Annotated in this window: 11 protein-coding genes; 3 read left to right on the top strand and 8 right to left on the bottom strand. The window is 60.8% G+C overall.

The features are described 5' to 3' along the window. Positions 1 to 87: 87 nt before the first annotated feature. On the bottom strand, positions 88 to 807 hold the full coding sequence (locus tag G485_RS28625) for a helix-turn-helix domain-containing protein (protein WP_051318460.1): 720 nt from the start codon (positions 805 to 807) through the stop codon (positions 88 to 90). A 428-nt stretch (positions 808 to 1,235) separates the two neighbouring features. Further along, on the bottom strand, positions 1,236 to 2,534 hold the full coding sequence (melA, locus tag G485_RS0121165) for an alpha-glucosidase/alpha-galactosidase (protein WP_027094180.1): 1,299 nt from the start codon (positions 2,532 to 2,534) through the stop codon (positions 1,236 to 1,238). Between the two features lie 147 nt (positions 2,535 to 2,681). Between melA and G485_RS0121160 the strand changes: the two genes are divergently transcribed. Continuing rightward, the gene (locus tag G485_RS0121160; RefSeq protein ID WP_027094179.1) at positions 2,682 to 3,530 is read left to right on the top strand and encodes an AraC family transcriptional regulator; all 849 of its coding nucleotides are present in this window, start codon (positions 2,682 to 2,684) and stop codon (positions 3,528 to 3,530) included. Here the strand turns inward: G485_RS0121160 and G485_RS0121155 are convergent. The 6 genes from G485_RS0121155 to G485_RS0121130 form a co-directional block, all read right to left on the bottom strand. After that, positions 3,527 to 4,564, bottom strand: coding sequence for a LacI family DNA-binding transcriptional regulator (locus G485_RS0121155; RefSeq protein WP_027094178.1), 1,038 nt, complete (start codon positions 4,562 to 4,564; stop codon positions 3,527 to 3,529). The two genes, G485_RS0121160 and G485_RS0121155, sit on opposite strands and share 4 nt — an antisense overlap. Before the next feature lie 174 nt (positions 4,565 to 4,738). Continuing rightward, positions 4,739 to 6,331, bottom strand: coding sequence for a DUF3502 domain-containing protein (locus tag G485_RS0121150; protein ID WP_027094177.1), 1,593 nt, complete (start codon positions 6,329 to 6,331; stop codon positions 4,739 to 4,741). A gap of 96 nt (positions 6,332 to 6,427) precedes the next feature. Continuing rightward, positions 6,428 to 7,339: a carbohydrate ABC transporter permease gene (locus G485_RS0121145; protein ID WP_027094176.1), complete on the bottom strand. Its 912-nt coding sequence runs from the start codon at positions 7,337 to 7,339 to the stop codon at positions 6,428 to 6,430. A 13-nt stretch (positions 7,340 to 7,352) separates the two neighbouring features. After that, positions 7,353 to 8,222 (bottom strand): ABC transporter permease, encoded by an 870-nt coding sequence (locus G485_RS0121140; protein WP_420805811.1) that lies wholly within the window; start codon positions 8,220 to 8,222, stop codon positions 7,353 to 7,355. 114 nt (positions 8,223 to 8,336) lie between these two features. Then, the gene (locus G485_RS27625) at positions 8,337 to 11,360 is read right to left on the bottom strand and encodes a beta-galactosidase (protein ID WP_051318459.1); all 3,024 of its coding nucleotides are present in this window, start codon (positions 11,358 to 11,360) and stop codon (positions 8,337 to 8,339) included. 953 nt (positions 11,361 to 12,313) lie between these two features. Beyond that, the gene (locus tag G485_RS0121130; protein WP_027094174.1) at positions 12,314 to 13,393 is read right to left on the bottom strand and encodes a DUF3048 domain-containing protein; all 1,080 of its coding nucleotides are present in this window, start codon (positions 13,391 to 13,393) and stop codon (positions 12,314 to 12,316) included. An 85-nt stretch (positions 13,394 to 13,478) separates the two neighbouring features. On the opposite strand from G485_RS0121130, the gene G485_RS31385 reads away from it, so the two are divergent. Beyond that, positions 13,479 to 13,787, top strand: coding sequence for a helix-turn-helix domain-containing protein (locus G485_RS31385; RefSeq protein ID WP_338027780.1), 309 nt, complete (start codon positions 13,479 to 13,481; stop codon positions 13,785 to 13,787). A 209-nt stretch (positions 13,788 to 13,996) separates the two neighbouring features. Continuing rightward, positions 13,997 to 15,739 (top strand): alpha-glycosidase, encoded by a 1,743-nt coding sequence (locus G485_RS0121120; protein WP_027094173.1) that lies wholly within the window; start codon positions 13,997 to 13,999, stop codon positions 15,737 to 15,739. Positions 15,740 to 16,046 lie beyond the last annotated feature (307 nt).

Genomic DNA, 16,046 nt, shown 5'->3' with positions numbered 1-16,046 from the left:
CACGCCGTATTCCCACTAATGTGACTCAAATTCTGAGCTACTTTCGCCTATCACGCCGTATTCACGTCAAAGTAGACTGATTAGTGGTTATTTTAAAGTCATGAAACGGTAGCCCATCTTTTTACCGGTAGGAGAGTACCTGGAATGAACAATCCCCTTCTCGACAAGGGATTGCAAGTGAGGAGACAAGGTATTGAAAGACACGTTCAACTCTTTGCATAGTAATGCAGGGGATGCCCAATCCCCGCTGAACGATTGAAAAAAATGCAAAATTGCCCGCTCGTAAACGTTCAGCGGAACGGCTTCGTCTCTCCCCTTATACTTCTGCCCCCACTTCGCCAAAGCCAGAAGCAGCGTCTGCCGGCAGCGCTCCGCCTTGTCCATGATCGCATCGTAAGAGAACCGCAGCATCCTCCAATCGTCGATCCACAGCAAATTCTGCCGCTCCAGGTCGCGATCGAACTGCCAGCGGCTAATATCTCGCCAATGCGGGCCGAAGCCGTCGCACTCCAACAGCAGAGCGAACGAACGTGCCGGCACGTATCCGTAGTCGGCAAAGTTGACCCCGCCACGCATATCCCGCACCTCCCACTCAGGATGCAAATGCTCCAGGCTCCCGATTGCGGGCCACCATACGCGGGCAGCGAGCATTTTCTCGGCGTGTCCGTGTTGCTCCAGCAGCCTCCGCTTCCGCTCGCCGCGGCTCTCCGCCACCGCCTTCTCCATCATGCGCGCATAGGCTTCCTCAAATGCCGGATCGACCTGCTCGACACCTCCGACCAACTCCCTTTGCTTCTCTATCGCCAACTCGCCCACCCTCCCGGCAAAATAAACAAGCCGCCCAACCGGAATCGTTCCGGATCGAGCGGCCTGTGCTTCAGGACTTTGTCCATTTCAACATAATCGATGATGGGACAAAATGCAAGTCTTTTGCTCAGGTCGGCACACTGAGCTTGCGAAAGTGGGGAGCGACCAAATCGCAGGCCTTGCCCCTAGTCACGAACCAAGCTTGCGGAGGCAGGGAGCTCCGATCGAAACCCGAGCGAGAAGCCATCCGTTCCGAACGCGAATCAACAGCTCCGAACGGGATGCCAACCGGTTCGAGTGATAGCCCAGCCGCGATAGCCCGGCCGCGATAGGCCAGCTACGAGAGGCCGGCCGCATCAAGCAAGTGCCGACTCTCCCGGCCACCCCCTATCCGAATGCAGCAACACCATTCCCCCGCCGTCAACGCCTCACTTAAACTTCGGCAGCCAGTCGCCGTGCGCTTCGATCAGATCGTCGCACAGCGCGACGATGTCGTCGATCGACAGCTCGGCCGCCGTGTGCGGATCAAGCAGCGCCGCGTGGTAAATATGCTCCTTCTTGCCCGTGATCGCCGCTTCGATCGTCAGCAGCTGCGTGTTGATGTTCGTGCGGTTCAGCGCGGCGAGCTGCGGCGGCAGGTTGCCCACATACGTCGGCGTCACGCCGGAGGCGTCCACGAGACACGGCACTTCCACGCAAGCTTCCGTCGGAAGGTTGGGGATCAGCCCCGTGTTCATCACGTTGCCGCCGATTTTGTACGGCCGGTTCGTCTCCATCGCTTCAAAAATATAGGAAGCGTACTCGTGCGAGCGCTCGTGCGTCAGCTGGCTGTTGTTCACGATGCTGTCGCGCATGGCGGCCCAGTTGTTGATCTGGTTGACGCAGCGGCGCGGGTATTCGTCCAGCGGAATGTTGAAGCGTTCGATCAGCTCCGGATAGTTCCGCTTGATGAAGTAAGGGTGATATTCCGCGTTGTGCTCGGACGATTCCGTCACGTAATAGCCGAAGCGAAGCATAAGCTCGAACCGGACCATGTCCCGGTGCTTCTCCTTCTGCCGTTCGGCCGCGCGCCGCTTGATCTCCGGATACAGGTCGACGCCGTCCTTCGTCACTTCGAGCAGCCACGCCATATGGTTGATGCCCGCGATTTTGGACTGCACGCCCGTCTCGTCCATCCCGATCGCCTTGAACAGATCATGAACGCAAACCTGGACGCTGTGGCAGAGGCCGACCGTCTTCACGCCGCCATAAGTGTTCATGACGTTCGTCAGCACGGCCATCGGATTCGTGTAGTTGAGGAACCAAGCGTCCGGACATACCTCTTGAATGTCGCGGGCGAAGTCCAGCATGACCGGAATCGTGCGCAAGTTGCGGAAAATGCCGCCGATCCCGAGCGTATCCGCGATCGTCTGGCGCAGGCCGTATTTCTTCGGCACCTCGAAGTCGGTCACCGTGCACGGCTCGTAGCCGCCGACCTGAATGGCGTTGACGACGTATTTGGCGCCGCGAAGCGCCTCCTTGCGGTCGGAGTAGGCGACGACCTTGCAGCTGCTTCCCGTGGACCCTTTAAGATTGTTCAGCATGCGCTCCGAATCTTTGAGCCGCTCCGGATCGATGTCGAACAGTGCCAGCTCGAAGCCTTGCAAGGCAGGCGTGAGCATGCAGTCTCCCAGTACATTTTTGGCGAAGACGGTGCTTCCCGCTCCCAGGAACGTAATTTTGGACATGTCGGACCAGACCTCCTAAATGTGCGGTGGTGTAAAGCCTTTATGCGTCTTATAATAATGAAAAAGCGCTTTCCGCCATATGGAGGTTTTTATTCGATATATGGAACTTTGTAGTTTGCGGGCCGTGAGAAGGGAGGATCGGCGAACATGTTAAAAACGTTCTCGCGAACGTCCGTCCATCCGCACCCGAGACCCGGGGGAGCTCTGACGGTGTTGTTCGCCGGGCACTCCCAAACCGAGCCGAGCCACCGGATGGGGCCGCAGAAGCTCGATTACGTGTTGATCCATACCGTGATCGAAGGGAAGGGCTGGTTCCGCTGCCGGGACAAGCACTATGACCTGGGGGCGGGCGACAGCTTCGTCATTTTGCCGGGGGAGCTGCATTCGTACCAGGCGGACGAGCGGCATCCGTGGCGCTACCGCTGGATTTCTTTCCGGGGGAGCGAAGGGGAGCGCTGGCTCGCCGCGGCGGGCGTTGACGCCGAGCATCCCATTGTGCACGGAGGGGAGGAGACCGCGCTGAAAGCGATGGCCGCCGTGGAGAAGGCGTTCCGCAAGAAGGAATGGACGAGCGAATGGGAAGCCGAGGGCTGGCTCCGTCTCGCCTTCGCCGCCTGGGCGAAGGCGAACCGCCCGGTGGGCCCTCCGGGCGGCGTCGGGAAGCAAGGCATCGCACAGGCGGAAGCCGACCGGGCGGCCCGCTGGCTGCAAGCGCAATCGGCGCACGCCGTGACGATCGCACAGATGGCGAAGGAGCTCGGCTACCACCGGACGCATCTGACGAAGCTGTTCCGCCGGGAGATGGGGATGTCGCCGATCCGCTACCTGCAGCAGCTTCGCATGGAACGGGCCAAGGCGCTGCTGCTCGAGCCGCTGTCGGTAGCGGAAGTCGCGCTGGCGGTCGGTTACGCCGATCCGCTTTACTTTTCCAAATCGTTCAAGAAGCACGTCGGCTGCACGCCTTCCGAGTTCCGGAGCGTCCACAGCACGCCTTAGCCTTCGGAGCGATTCGCGGGTCCGGTACTCTTCCGGACGATCAGGCGGGGCTCCAGCGCAATTGGTTTTCTCGCTTTGTCCTTCGTGATCAGCCGATGCAGCAACTCGACCGACAGCGCCCCCAGTTCGTTCGCGTTCTGGGTGACGGTCGTCAATTCCGGCACGACGGCGTTTGCCAGCAGCGTATCGTCGAAGCCGACGATCGAGATATCCTCCGGGATGCGAAGGCCGTGTTCCATGGCCGCCTTGATCGCACCGATCGCCGTAAAATCGTTCACGCAGAACACCGCGCTCGGGCGATCCTCCATCCCCAGAAGCCGGCTCATCAACGTTTTGCCGTCCGTAATGGAGAATCCGCCGTACAACACGCTGTTCGGCCGATAAGGAATGCCGTTCCGTCTGAGCGTCGCGCGGAACCCTTTGACCTTCGCCGTTGTGGTGGAGAAAGGCTCGAGCCCGCCCAGAAACGCAACGTTCCGATGGCCGAGATCGATCAGGTGCTGGGTAGCCAGCTCGGCCCCTTTCGCTTCGTCCGTGAACACCCGCGGCAGGCCGCTCTTCGGGATGTTCCCGTTCACCAGAACGATCGGCACGTGCCTGGACAGCTCGATCATCTCCTGGGCCAGCTCCGGCGGGCATTGCGCCAGGTTGATCCGTCCGCCGAGAAAAATAATGCCGTCCACCCGCTTCTCGCGCAGCACGCTCAAATATTCCGATTCCCGGCTGTAATCCCCGGCCGAATTGCACAGAAAAAAGGTATGCCCCTTTTTTCTCGCCTCGTTCTCCGCCCCCCGGAACACCTCGGGGAAGAAGGGATTCGTAATATCCGGCATAATGATGGCGATCGTGCCCGTCTCCCGTTTGAGCAGGCTTCGGGCCAGCGCGTTCGGCTGGAACTGGTGCTTTTCGATAATGGCGTTGATTTTGGCCCGGGTGCTTGCTTTGACGGGGGCGGTATTGTTGAGCACACGCGACACCGTCGCCGAAGAAACGCCGGCTTCCTTCGCTATATCGTAGATCGTGATCGGAGTCATCGAAGCGAGTTCCTTCCATGTTTTTGCATTTGCTAATCATCCTATCAAAATCCGCGGGGCCGTGAAATAAAGGAAAAGCAAAAAGCGGCCTTGTCCGGAACATAGCCGCTCCCTGCACAGGCTTCCAAGCGGGAAAATCGGGGATGCGGCCGACTGTCCGCCCCCCTGCGACGCTTACCCGCCGATTTGCGCTTTATAGGCGTCCATCTGCTTCTGCAGTTCGGCCAATACCTTGTCGTATCCGGCTTGCTTCAGCTTGTTCCGGAACTCTTCGACCGCTTTGGCCGGATCTCCGGCTTTGCCGAGCACGATGGCGGGTCCCAGTTCTCCGGTCACCTGGGAGATCGACGTCAGCTCCGCTTCGACCGGCGTCTTGTCGAACACGAATTGGCCGTAGACGTAAGGCTTCTTGATCTTGTCGTACTCCGCATACAGCGTGCCGATCTGATCCCACGTCGTATCGCTCGGAATTTCGAACTTGTCGACGCGGCCGCCCCAGAAATCCGAATAATAACCGTCTCTCGTGCTGTCGAAGCCGGCCGGCTGCGTGCGCTTGCCGTCCTTGATCTCGTACTGCACGCCCTCGATGCCGTAGTTGATGAGACGATAGATTTCCTCGTCGTTGCGGATCAGGTCGTACGCCATCAGAGCGCGCTCGGGATTTTTGCTGTGGGCGCCGACGGACGTGCCGCCGTGGGTGATCGACAGCTCCATCAGGTTCGTGCCGCGCGTGCGGGAGAACGGGAACATCTGCAGATCCGAGCCCGGCTGCTTCTTGTCCATCTCGACGCGAAGCCCGGAGAACGTCTGCGTATGGTGTTGGTCGAGACCGGATAGACCGGCCATAAGCTCGTCGCGGTTGTTGTTTTTGTTGTTGAGCGCGTCCTCGCGCCAGAAGCCCCGGTCCGCCCAATCCTTCATCATCGTTGCATATTTCAGGAATACGTCTTCGTAAATCGGGCTGACGACGGTAAACTTCTCGTCGTACGACTTCGCCGTGAACACCGGCAGGAAGCCGGTCGAGATCGGCAGCTCCAATTCGTCCGTGTACGATTGCACGAAGCCGCCGAACGTCTGCGTGCCGGAACCGGCGTCCCACGGAATGACGCCCTTCTTGTTGTCTTTAATATATTGCAGATACTTCCCGATGCCCTCCCAGTCCTTGATAGGCTCGGTAATGCCGGCCTCCTTCGCCCAATCTCCGCGATAGAAGAAGCCGTGGTTGACCCATTGCGTATAATCGTTCTCCGGGATGAGGACGATTTTGCCGTTATATCGGCTCTGCGCCCAGTCCTCCTGCGGAATGGACTTCCACGTCTCCGGCGCGTATTTGGGCAGCAGGTCGTCCAGATTCATAAACGCGCCCCGCTGGGCGTTGCCCCACGTGTCGAGCCAGTCGGTGCCGATCGTAATGAGGTCGTACGGCTCGCCCGAAGCAAGCGCGAGATTGTACTTCGTCTGCCAGTCCGCCCATTCGATCCATTTCCATTCCAGCTCGGCGTTGATTTTCTGCTTTATAATCGCGTTGACCTTCGCCAGCACCTTCTCGAACTGGCCGTTCGTCGGCTTGTCGCCCAACACAAGGTAGCTGATCTTGACGAACTTGGACGTGTCGGCCGCACCGCCGGCCGCCGACTCCTTAGCGCCTTGCGGGGAGCTTCCGGTCTCCGCCGGAGCCCCGTTGCCGCCGCTTTTGCCGCTGCATCCGGTCAACGCGGCGAGCGCCGCGGCCAGCAGCAGAATCGAGCCCTTTCTCCAATGGAACATGCTCAACAACCTCCCCCAATGAGTGGCCTTGCTCTTCCGGCGTTCGGCAAGCCGACGCGCCTATCTTGTGAAGAACCGCAAGCGGTTCTTCACACCTCAGCCTTTGACCGCGCCAACCGTAATCCCTTTGATAAAGTAGCGCTGCACGAACGGGTAGAACAGAATAACGGGCCCCGTGGCGATGACCGCGGTCGCCATCTTCATCGATTCGAGCGGGACGTCCTGCAGCGGAACGTTGGACGCCGCCGCCGAGTTCCGGATGAAGTCCGCCTTGGTGACGACATTGTAGAGGAACAACTGCAGCGGGCGGTACTTCATGTCGGGGGACAGGAACAGCATGGCGTTGTACCATTCGTTCCAGTAGCCCAGCGCGATGAAGAGGCCGATCGTCGCAAGCGCCGGCGTCGTCGTCGGAAGAATGAGACGGATGAAAATCGTGAAGTCGCCCGCGCCGTCGATTTTGGCCGATTCCGTGATCGCGTGGGGAATGGAGCGGACGAAGCTTTTCATCATGATGATCAAGAACGGGCTCAGCAGCCCCGGCAGCAGCACCGCCAGATAGTTGTCCTTCAGACTCAAGTATTGGGTGATCAGAAGATAGAACGGAACGAGCCCGCCGGAGAAAAGGGTGGTGAAATAAATGAAGAACGAGATGCCGTTGCGATACTGGAAATCCGGACGCTGCAGCGCGTAACCGGTCATGGCGATAAGGAAAAGGCCGACGGCGGTGCCGACCGCCGTTATGCCCATCGTGACCAGATAGGAGCCGACGATCAGACTCGGATTCTCGAATACGATCTTGTAAGCGAACGTGCTGAACTCGCGCGGCCAGAAGTTGAACCCGTGCAGCTTGATCGCCGACTCCGACGTGAAGGAGGTGCCGAGTACGAGCAGGAACGGCAGCGTGCAGCAAAGCGCGAACAGGCCGATAAACACATAGCCGACGAGCTTGACGACGAGGCCGCTCAGATCCGTCCGCACGCTCCGGGATTCAAGCGCGTCTTCCATCGATTTTGGCCTCCTAGAATAGGGAGTTGTCCGGAGAGACTTTCTTGACGAGCCAGTTCGCCGTCAGGACGACGATGAAGCCGAACACCGACTGGTACAAGCTGACGGCGCTGCCGATCGAGAAGTTGAAGTTCGTCATCAGCGCGCGGAACACGTACGTCTCGATGATGTCGGTCGAGGCGTACAGCGCCGTATTGTTGGCCCCGACCAGGTTGAAGAACAAGCCGAAGTTGCCCCGCAAAATGCCTCCCAGCGAGAACAGCAGCAGAATGACGAACGTCGGCTTCAGCCAGGGAAGGACGATATAGCGGATGCGTTGAAAGGCGTTCGCCCCGTCGATCTCCGAAGCTTCGACGATCTCATGGTCGAGTCCCATAATGGCGGCGAAGTAGACGATCGAGCCGTAGCCGGTCGACTGCCACAGGTAGGTCAAGACGATGATGAACGGCCAGATGGCGGCGTTGGAGTAGGCCTTGACGGGATCGAGGCCGACCGACTTCAAGACGGTATTGAGCAGGCCGTAATCGTAGCTCAGCACGTTGTAGGCGATCAGGCCGACGAGCACCGCCGAGATGAAATGGGGGAGGAACATGAGCGTCTGCGACACTTTTTTGAACCATTTGAGCCTCAGTTCGTTGAGAAATACCGCGACGACGATCTGAAGCACGTTGCCGAGCAGGATAAAAGCCAGATTGTACGCGACGGTGTTGAACGTGAGCCGCCACAGATCGCCGGTCATCACGAGAAACTTGAAGTTGTTGAAGCCGACGAAGGGGCTCTTGAAGATGCCGTCCGTGTAGTTGTACTGAATGAAGGCGAGATACAGACCGGGCAGCGGCAAGTACGCGAAGATGCAGAAGAAGACGATGGCCGGGACGCACATAAGCAGCAATGTCCGGTTGTTCCAAAACCTCCGCCAGCCCGAACGGCCCGAAGGCAGCGGACGAATTCGCTCCGCCGGCTTCTCGGCAAGAGTGACGGCCATGGCAATACCTCCTTAGACGGGGATAAAAGCAAGGGATTCCAGCCGCCCGGGCTCGCGGTCGACCGCTTCCAGCAGGATGGACAAGGCGCCGCCTCCCGCTTCTTCAAACCAGGGGCCGGGCAAATAGAACGAATCCGGGCTGCCGCCGGCGATCGCCGGTCTGCTCGACGATTCGGAACCGGGAAGCCATAGGCGCCCGACGATCCGGCCGGCGAAGAGGACGGTCAGCTTCAGGCCGGAGCCGGCGGCGCGGACGCGCCAGCCTCGGCCCCCGGCCGAGTTGGCGGCGGAGCCGAACAGCCAGCCGACGGCTCCGGGCTCGAGCGACAGCGGCAGTTCCCGCCCGGCGGAGGCTTGGGCCCACGCTTGCGCGTTCGCGATCAGCTCCCGTTCCTCCGCGGCCGATACGGAATAGTCCTCGGCCTCGGTTCCTTCGTAGACGATCACGCGTCCGGCGGGCAAGCCCCACCTTCGAACCAGATCGACGGCAAGCTCGACCGGTTCGCCGGGCTTGACGAACGGCGTCAGGTCGACGAACGGGTCAAAGACATCCACTTCGCCCGCATCGTGGCCGTTCACCGTCAGTCTGGCTTCCGCCTGAAGCCCGTCGAAGCGGAGCGTCCAACGGTCGGCGTCCGCGGACGCCAGGAACTGCCGCCGGTACCGCCCGCGTGCCGGATGGTCCCGGGTCAGCCAGCCGCCGAAATGAACGAGAGGCGGAAGCTCATCGCCGGCGGCGGCGTTCTCGCGGGTGGCGCAATCCGTGCCGTTGTCAGCGTAGTTGGCGCCGTCTCTCCCGTGACGGTACGCCCAGTTGGCGCTGATGTCGCGAACGGCGGTTACGGCGGTCATGCCCGCAAGCCCTTTGAGCGCGTTCAGCCGCAAGCTTGGGAGCCTGGGGTCGTCGAAGTTCGAATGCCCCCAAATCTCGACCCGCGTCTGCAGGCGCAGCGGGTTCGGCGTCCCCGCCGCTTCCGGGCCGCCGATCGGCAAATACGCGCGGCTGCCGCCGGGCACGGCCGTTCCAATGTAGCGGCCGCCGGCGTACAGCGATACGACGTCGCTCGCCTGGCGGAGCAGGATGCCCCGCACGCGTTGGCCCGGCATCAGCTTGGCCGCAGCTTCGTACCAGGCGAAGCCGCGGTAGACGCCCAGCGGTTCGAGCAAGCTGGCGCGGCTCCGGCCTTGGGCGACGCGTTCGGCTTGGTCCGGCGGCTCTGCGGGGTTCGGCGGCTCGGCGAAGCGCCAGCCCATGGCAGATGGAGGCGCTGCGGCTTGCCGTTCGGCGGCAAACCGCAATGATTCGGCGCTCCGTTCGTCGGCAGACCGCGAAGCCTCGATTTGCCGTTCGTCTGACGGCAGCCCTTCGGCGCTTGATTCGATGGCCGGCGCGGACGCTTTGGCTTGCCGTTCGCCGCCGGTCGGCGATCCTTCGTCGCTTCGGTCCGCGGCGGACGGCAGCGCCCATCGGATCGAGCCGTCCGCTTCGACAGCCTCCATATGAAGCGCTTTCATTTTGTCCGTAACGATCAGGGTCAACAAACCGCCGTTCCCCGTCCTTATTTTGCAGAAGGCCGCGCCGCCCCTTTCCGTTCGAACGAATACCAGCCCATCCTTGCAGTCTGCGGCGGCTTGCTCTGTCTCGATAACGGCAGGCGAATCGACGGCCAGCACGATTTCCCCGATCCCTTGCTCCGCGTGGAAAACGAGCACCGTCCCGTCCGCGTCTCGCTCGGCCCAGTAAAGCTCGGCAGTGGAACGAACGAGGCGTCCGTCGGGCATCCCCCACATCGATAGCTGCACGTCGAAGGGCAGCGCGACCGACTGTCCGCCCGCCAGCGTCATCGTTCCTTCGCCCGGCACGGTCTTGCCCTCGGCGTTCCGCAGCGCCACCTCCTTCGTCGCCTCGCCCCCGTTCGCAACGAAAAGGAGGCTGCCTCCTCCCTTCAGCCGAAGCGCATAAGGACCGAAGATCCCGTCGGTGCCGCCGTCTCCGGTCAACGTCCATCCCGCTTCCTCCTGCGGCGCGGCTTCCGCCAGCGCCTCGCCGTACGTTCGGATCAGCCGGCCGAGCAGCCTTCCCTCGTAGGCTTCCTCGCGCAGATGGCCTTCGGGCGAGATCATGCCGCCGAAGTCGTAATCGGAAGCGAGAAACGCCAGCGGCTTGCCCCAATTGTTCGTCGCGTTCGTAAATCCGTAATCCGTGCCCGACGCCTGCAAATACGGCCCGAGCAGCTTCGCGCCGCAAGACAGCAGCCTGCGCAGCAGGAAGTGGTTCCGGTTGGTCTCGGTGACAAGCAGCGGATACCCCATTCCGGCAAGCGTCTTCTCGTAATGCAGCGCCTTCGCTTCGAACGCCGGGTCGCGGTTGTCGGGATAGAAGTTGCAGGTCGGCACGACCCCGTCGGCAAGGCCGGTCGCCCGAACGACGCCGCCTTGCCCCGCGCATGCGAGGAGCGGAACGGAGATGCCGCGCTCGACCGCCATATCGCGCAGCGCCGAGATATACCCTGCGGGATCTTCGCATTCGTAGAAGTCCAGCTCGTTGTCCAATTGCACGCAGACGACGCTTCCTCCGGCACCGGCTTGATGGCGTGCGACGATCGGCAGAATCCGGTCGAACCACAGAGACGTATAGTGGAGGAAAACGGGATCGTTGTCCCGCAGCCGGATATTCGGCTTCGCCAGCAAATACGCCGGCAACGCCCCGCCGTCCCATTCGGAGCAAATGTAAGGACCGGGCCTGGCGACGACCCACAGCCCTTCTTCGGCGGCGATTCGCAGAAACCGCTCCGCGTCGCGTTCTCCGGCGAAATCCCATTCCCCCTCCCGCAGCTCGTGGTAATTCCACGGAAAGTAAACATCGATGGCGTTGTAGTGGAGCGCTTTGAGCTGCCGCATCCGCTCCCGCCAGAGCGCGACGGGAATCCGAAAATAGAACAGCGAGGAGCTGAGCAAAACGACGGACTGTCCGTTAATGCGAACGGCGTTCCTGCGAAGCTCGACGCCGGCTTCCGCCAGCTTTGGTCCATTCACCCGGCACGCACTCCTTTGCTTGATTTAATGGCCTAAAATGATGAAACCCGTTTCATGAATCCCGTTACATTTTTGCGCAAATCGTTGCAAGAACGAGAATGACTCTCGAACGAATTATGCGTTGCCGAACGGAGCGTTACTCGAACGATATGCTCGTTACGGAACGAGACGTCGAATCACAATCGAACAAGCCGTTCGCTACGGAACGCACCGTCGATCGAAGGAACAACCGCCTCCCGCGAATGAAACGGGTTTCATTCTCTGGAAAACAAGAGTTTGAATTCGCTTTCATTGTAATCATGCCGCTGCAATGCTGTCAATGCTTTTCTTCCGCCATTAGAAAACGCTCCGGCATCCGTGGACGGTGAAGGCTTTTTGCCGGTAGAAGCGCCGGAAAAGTTCGCGCCGGTAGTCCCCCTCCTCCGCGAGAGCCGACCGTAACGAACACAGGACACGTTATTTGCCGAAAAAACCGCGTGATCGGCACTCTAACGAACCGTCAATTCGTTATCGGCGGATTTTTCCACGAATACGGCTCCGCTTCAAGCGAATAAGGCATCCACGGTTCGTTAGCGCCGCAAGCACGAACCCCCCGCCCGGGTCGAACAAAAAGCGCATCTGCCGAACCTCTCGGCTGACGCGCTTCCGGAATGCGAAATTTGAGCGGAACGTCGTGAAGGCTGCGCCAGGCTCGATCTCGACGGAAGGCGGCACCTTCCAGCCGACCCCCAGCTCCCGGGAGGCGCTTGCGCCGGTCCCCTCCGTCGCCGTGCCGCCCTTTCCCTTCTCCCGGTAAAGTTCTCGGGGCTGATCGATCTCGTCTTCGCATCCGACAATCGCGCCAAAATCGCCTTCGGCGTCTTTGACGATCTCCTAACCGGATTGAACGGCAGACGCAGCCCAAAAAGCCCGGCCGCCGGCTCATCCGGCAGCCGGGCTTCTAAGGGCGGGCATTATTGATACGACACGTGCGAGGACAACGGTGTATCGTTCGGCACAACGTGGTAATACGTAACGCCCGGCACGAACGGCAATTCTTTGCCGTCCTTCGTCAGCCGCACGATGTCGCCCTTGGTGCGCGTCCATTCGCAAGCGGTGACATGTCCTTTCTGAAACAGCAGGGCGTCTCCCCCGCCATACAAATCGATCTCCAGTCGGCCATAATCGTCGTAAGCCTTATGCTTGGCGGACAGGAAAACCAGATTCGCAGCCGTGAGCTGCTGATCGTTGTTTTTGTCGATATGGGGCTCTCCGTTGATCGAACGGGCATACAGGCCCGTAGCGGCGTCATAAGCGTAAGATACTTTGTAGCTTGACAGTTGGAACGTCGCTTCGATATGGTTCGCGGCAGGTTCGGATGCGACGTCGGGGTTCGCATCGAAGGTAAGCTGCGGAACGGGAGCCGTCTCCTCGTACTTGTGTTTGGCGGCGCCTTCCCGAAGCTTTTCCAGCGTCGAATACAGATTGTGCGGAGCCTTCCGGGACTTGTCCCGATAAAAGTAAGCTCCGGCATTGTTGATCTCGTCCAAATCCGCCTTGCCGGAATGCTGCAAAATCGCCAGGGCGTCGTTGCTCGCGCCGGCGTGGACCAGCACCCCGCCGTACGACTCGCCGATGTCGATCAGATAAGGGCGGATGCTGCGGATCGGTCCGATCGGGTCGTCGAAATCTTGGCTTTGGAAAATGGCCACCAACCGCGTAATGCCGCCTTCGGCGAGAACTTCCCACACCGTGTCGGCATGCGTCAGGCCCGATTGGGGGCGCGCGGGGCTCAAGTTGTTGATCATGACGGCGAACGGACGCTTCGTCACTTCCTGCAGGGCCGGCATGCCCGTCAAAGGCGCGAGAAACGCGGCCGTCGGCGCAAAAGATGCGCCGGCCGAGGCGGACGCCGTCGCGTTGGGCGCTGTGCCGCCGGGATCGGCGTTCGCGGGTTTGTCCTTGCCGCCGCAGGCGGTCAGCGCGGCCAAGCTTGCCGCCAATGCCAGAATCGTCATACAGCGCATCGTCTTGCCGGGTTTTGCGGCTATCATTGCGTACCTCCGTCGTCAGCTGGAATCCCTTGTGAGAATGGTTCCATTCCCAACCTCTACCTATTAAACCATATCGGCCGGCCGCTTGTCTCGGTTTAGGCGCAAGCGAGAAAGCCTTCATTTTCTTGGCGAATGGCTCCGAGCCGGAAGCTCCGTTTCATCCCGATCCCCGCTGGACGGGCCCTTCCCCCCCAATTTACACCCTGCGAAAGGGAAAAACCGCACCCGCCTTACCGCACGATTGGCGTCGCTGCTGCTCCACTCGCGCATGCACATCTCCGAAGTGTCGTCCGAGACGGGGTTCACGAACGACGCGCAATTTTGCAATATTTTCAAACGAGAGACCGGCATGTCCCCCGGTGCGTACCGCAAAGCCAAAGCCGACTCCCTCTGAAGGCGGCGCCCCCAGCGCCGTGGGGCTTCAATCGCCGAAACTCCATCTTGGCGGGGGCCGGAGATTGTTCTATAATGGATAGTGCAAGACAATTTAAAGGCAATGTTACCGATCAAGGTACAACCTCGCAGGCAAGCGGCGGCGGTTGTGCCTTTTTTGTTATGCGCCCGCCGCCCTGCCCATACTATTCTTCGAGGAGTGTGTCGAGCATGTTAAGAGAAGCGATCTACCATCGTCCGAAGCAGAATTGGGCTTATTCATACGACAAGAAGACGGTCCATCTGCGGGTCCGCACGAAGCGGGGCGACGCCGGGCAAGTCCGGGCGATCGTCGGCGACAAGTATGCGTGGGATCAAACGGTGAAGTCCGTCGAGATGCGCCGCTTCGCCTCCGACGACCTGTTCGATTATTGGGAAGTGGCCGTGGAGCCGCCGTTCCGCCGGCTGCGGTACGCGTTTCATTTTATCAAAGGCGAGGAAGAGCTGTTTTTGACGGAGAAGGAATTCCGCAAGACGCCGCCCGCCGATCCGCTGGAGCTGTTCGACTTCCCGTACATCAATCCGGCCGATGTGTTCGAGCCGCCGGCCTGGGTGAAGGATGCGGTGTTTTATCAAATTTTCCCCGAGCGGTTCGCGAACGGCGATCCTTCGCTCGATCCGGAAGGCGTGGAGCCGTGGGGAGGCAAGCCGACCCCGACCAACTTCTTCGGCGGCGACCTGCAGGGGGTGCTGGACCATCTCGACCACCTCGAGGGGCTCGGCGTCAACGCCATCTACTTCACGCCGCTGTTCGAAGCGACGACGAACCATAAATACGACACCCGGGATTATATGAAGGTCGATCCCCACTTCGGCACGAACGCCAAGCTGAAGGAGCTTGTCGACGCCTGCCACCGGCGCGGCATCCGCGTGCTGCTCGACGCCGTGTTCAACCATGCGGGGCGCACGTTCCCGCCGTTCGTCGACGTGCTGGAGAAGGGAGCGGAGTCGCCTTACGCCGGGTGGTTCCACGTGCGGGAGTTTCCGCTGCAAGTCGTGGACGGCATCCCCACGTACGAGACGTTCGCCTTCGAGCCGATTATGCCCAAGCTGAACACCGAAAATCCCGAGGTCAAAAAATATTTGCTGGACGTGGCCCGCTACTGGATCGAGGAGATCGGCATCGACGGTTGGCGGCTGGACGTGGCGAACGAGGTCGATCACGCCTTCTGGCGCGAATTCCGGCAGACGGTCAAGGCCGCCAAGCCCGACGCGTATATTCTCGGCGAGATCTGGCACGATTCGATCCCCTGGCTGCAAGGCGACCAGTTCGACGCCGTCATGAACTACCCGTTCACGAACGCGGTGCTCGACTTCTTCGCCAAGGAGACGATCGACGCCGCGGGCTTCGCGAACGCGATCGGCAAGCAGCTCGCCGCCTATCCGCAGCAGGTGAACGAGACGGCGTTCAACCTGCTGGACAGCCACGACACGCCGCGCCTGCTGACGCAGTGCGGAGACGACGAGCGGCGGATGCGGCTGGCGGCTCTGTTCCAGCTCACCTATCCCGGCACTCCGTGCATCTATTACGGGGACGAGTTCGGTATGAGCGGCGAAGGGGACCCGGATTGCCGCAAATGCATGGTATGGGACGAGAAGGAGCAGAACCGCGAGATGTTCGACTTCTACCGCCGGACGATCGCGCTCCGCAAGAAGCACCCGGCGCTGCGGGAGATCGGCCTGCGGTTCCTGCAGGCGGAGGAAGGCGGGCGGACGCTCGTCTACGAGCGCCGCTCCGCGAAGGGCGAGCGGTTCGTCGTGGCGATGAACGCGAGCGGACGCGAGGCGAAAGTGTCGGTGAGCGCGGAGGGCAAGTGGGTGGACGCGTATTCGGGCGAAGCCGCGGAAATTGCGCGCGGACGGCTGGGTGCGACTCTTCCGGCCTACGGATTCGCCGTCTGGAAGCAAGTTTAAACGGGAAGCCTGCAAGGCGCCGACAGCGCCCTTGCAGGCTTCTTCGCATGGTGGCAGACCGTTGCCCGTCATCGCCCGGAAGCCGCTTGCGGCGCTGAATCGCGCGTCCCGCGATCTCCTCCGGACGCCGATACACGCTGTTGTTATGGCAGGTCATGCGGGGCACGCCGATGAGCCGGTGGAAGCCGTGAGGCCGGTGTTCGTCCGCTTGAATTCGTGGACCGAGAAGCTACGCGGTAGAACGTATGCATCAAACACGGGCAGATGCCCGACGACGTCCAGGTTGTCAACCGTACCGTGCATGACC

It is taken from the genome of Cohnella thermotolerans DSM 17683 (genome assembly GCF_000429825.1).
Taxonomy (GTDB): Bacteria; Bacillota; Bacilli; order Paenibacillales; family Paenibacillaceae; genus Cohnella; species Cohnella thermotolerans.
The sequence above is the reverse complement of the archived record's forward strand: the minus strand, read 5'-3'. Positions and strand labels throughout refer to the sequence as shown.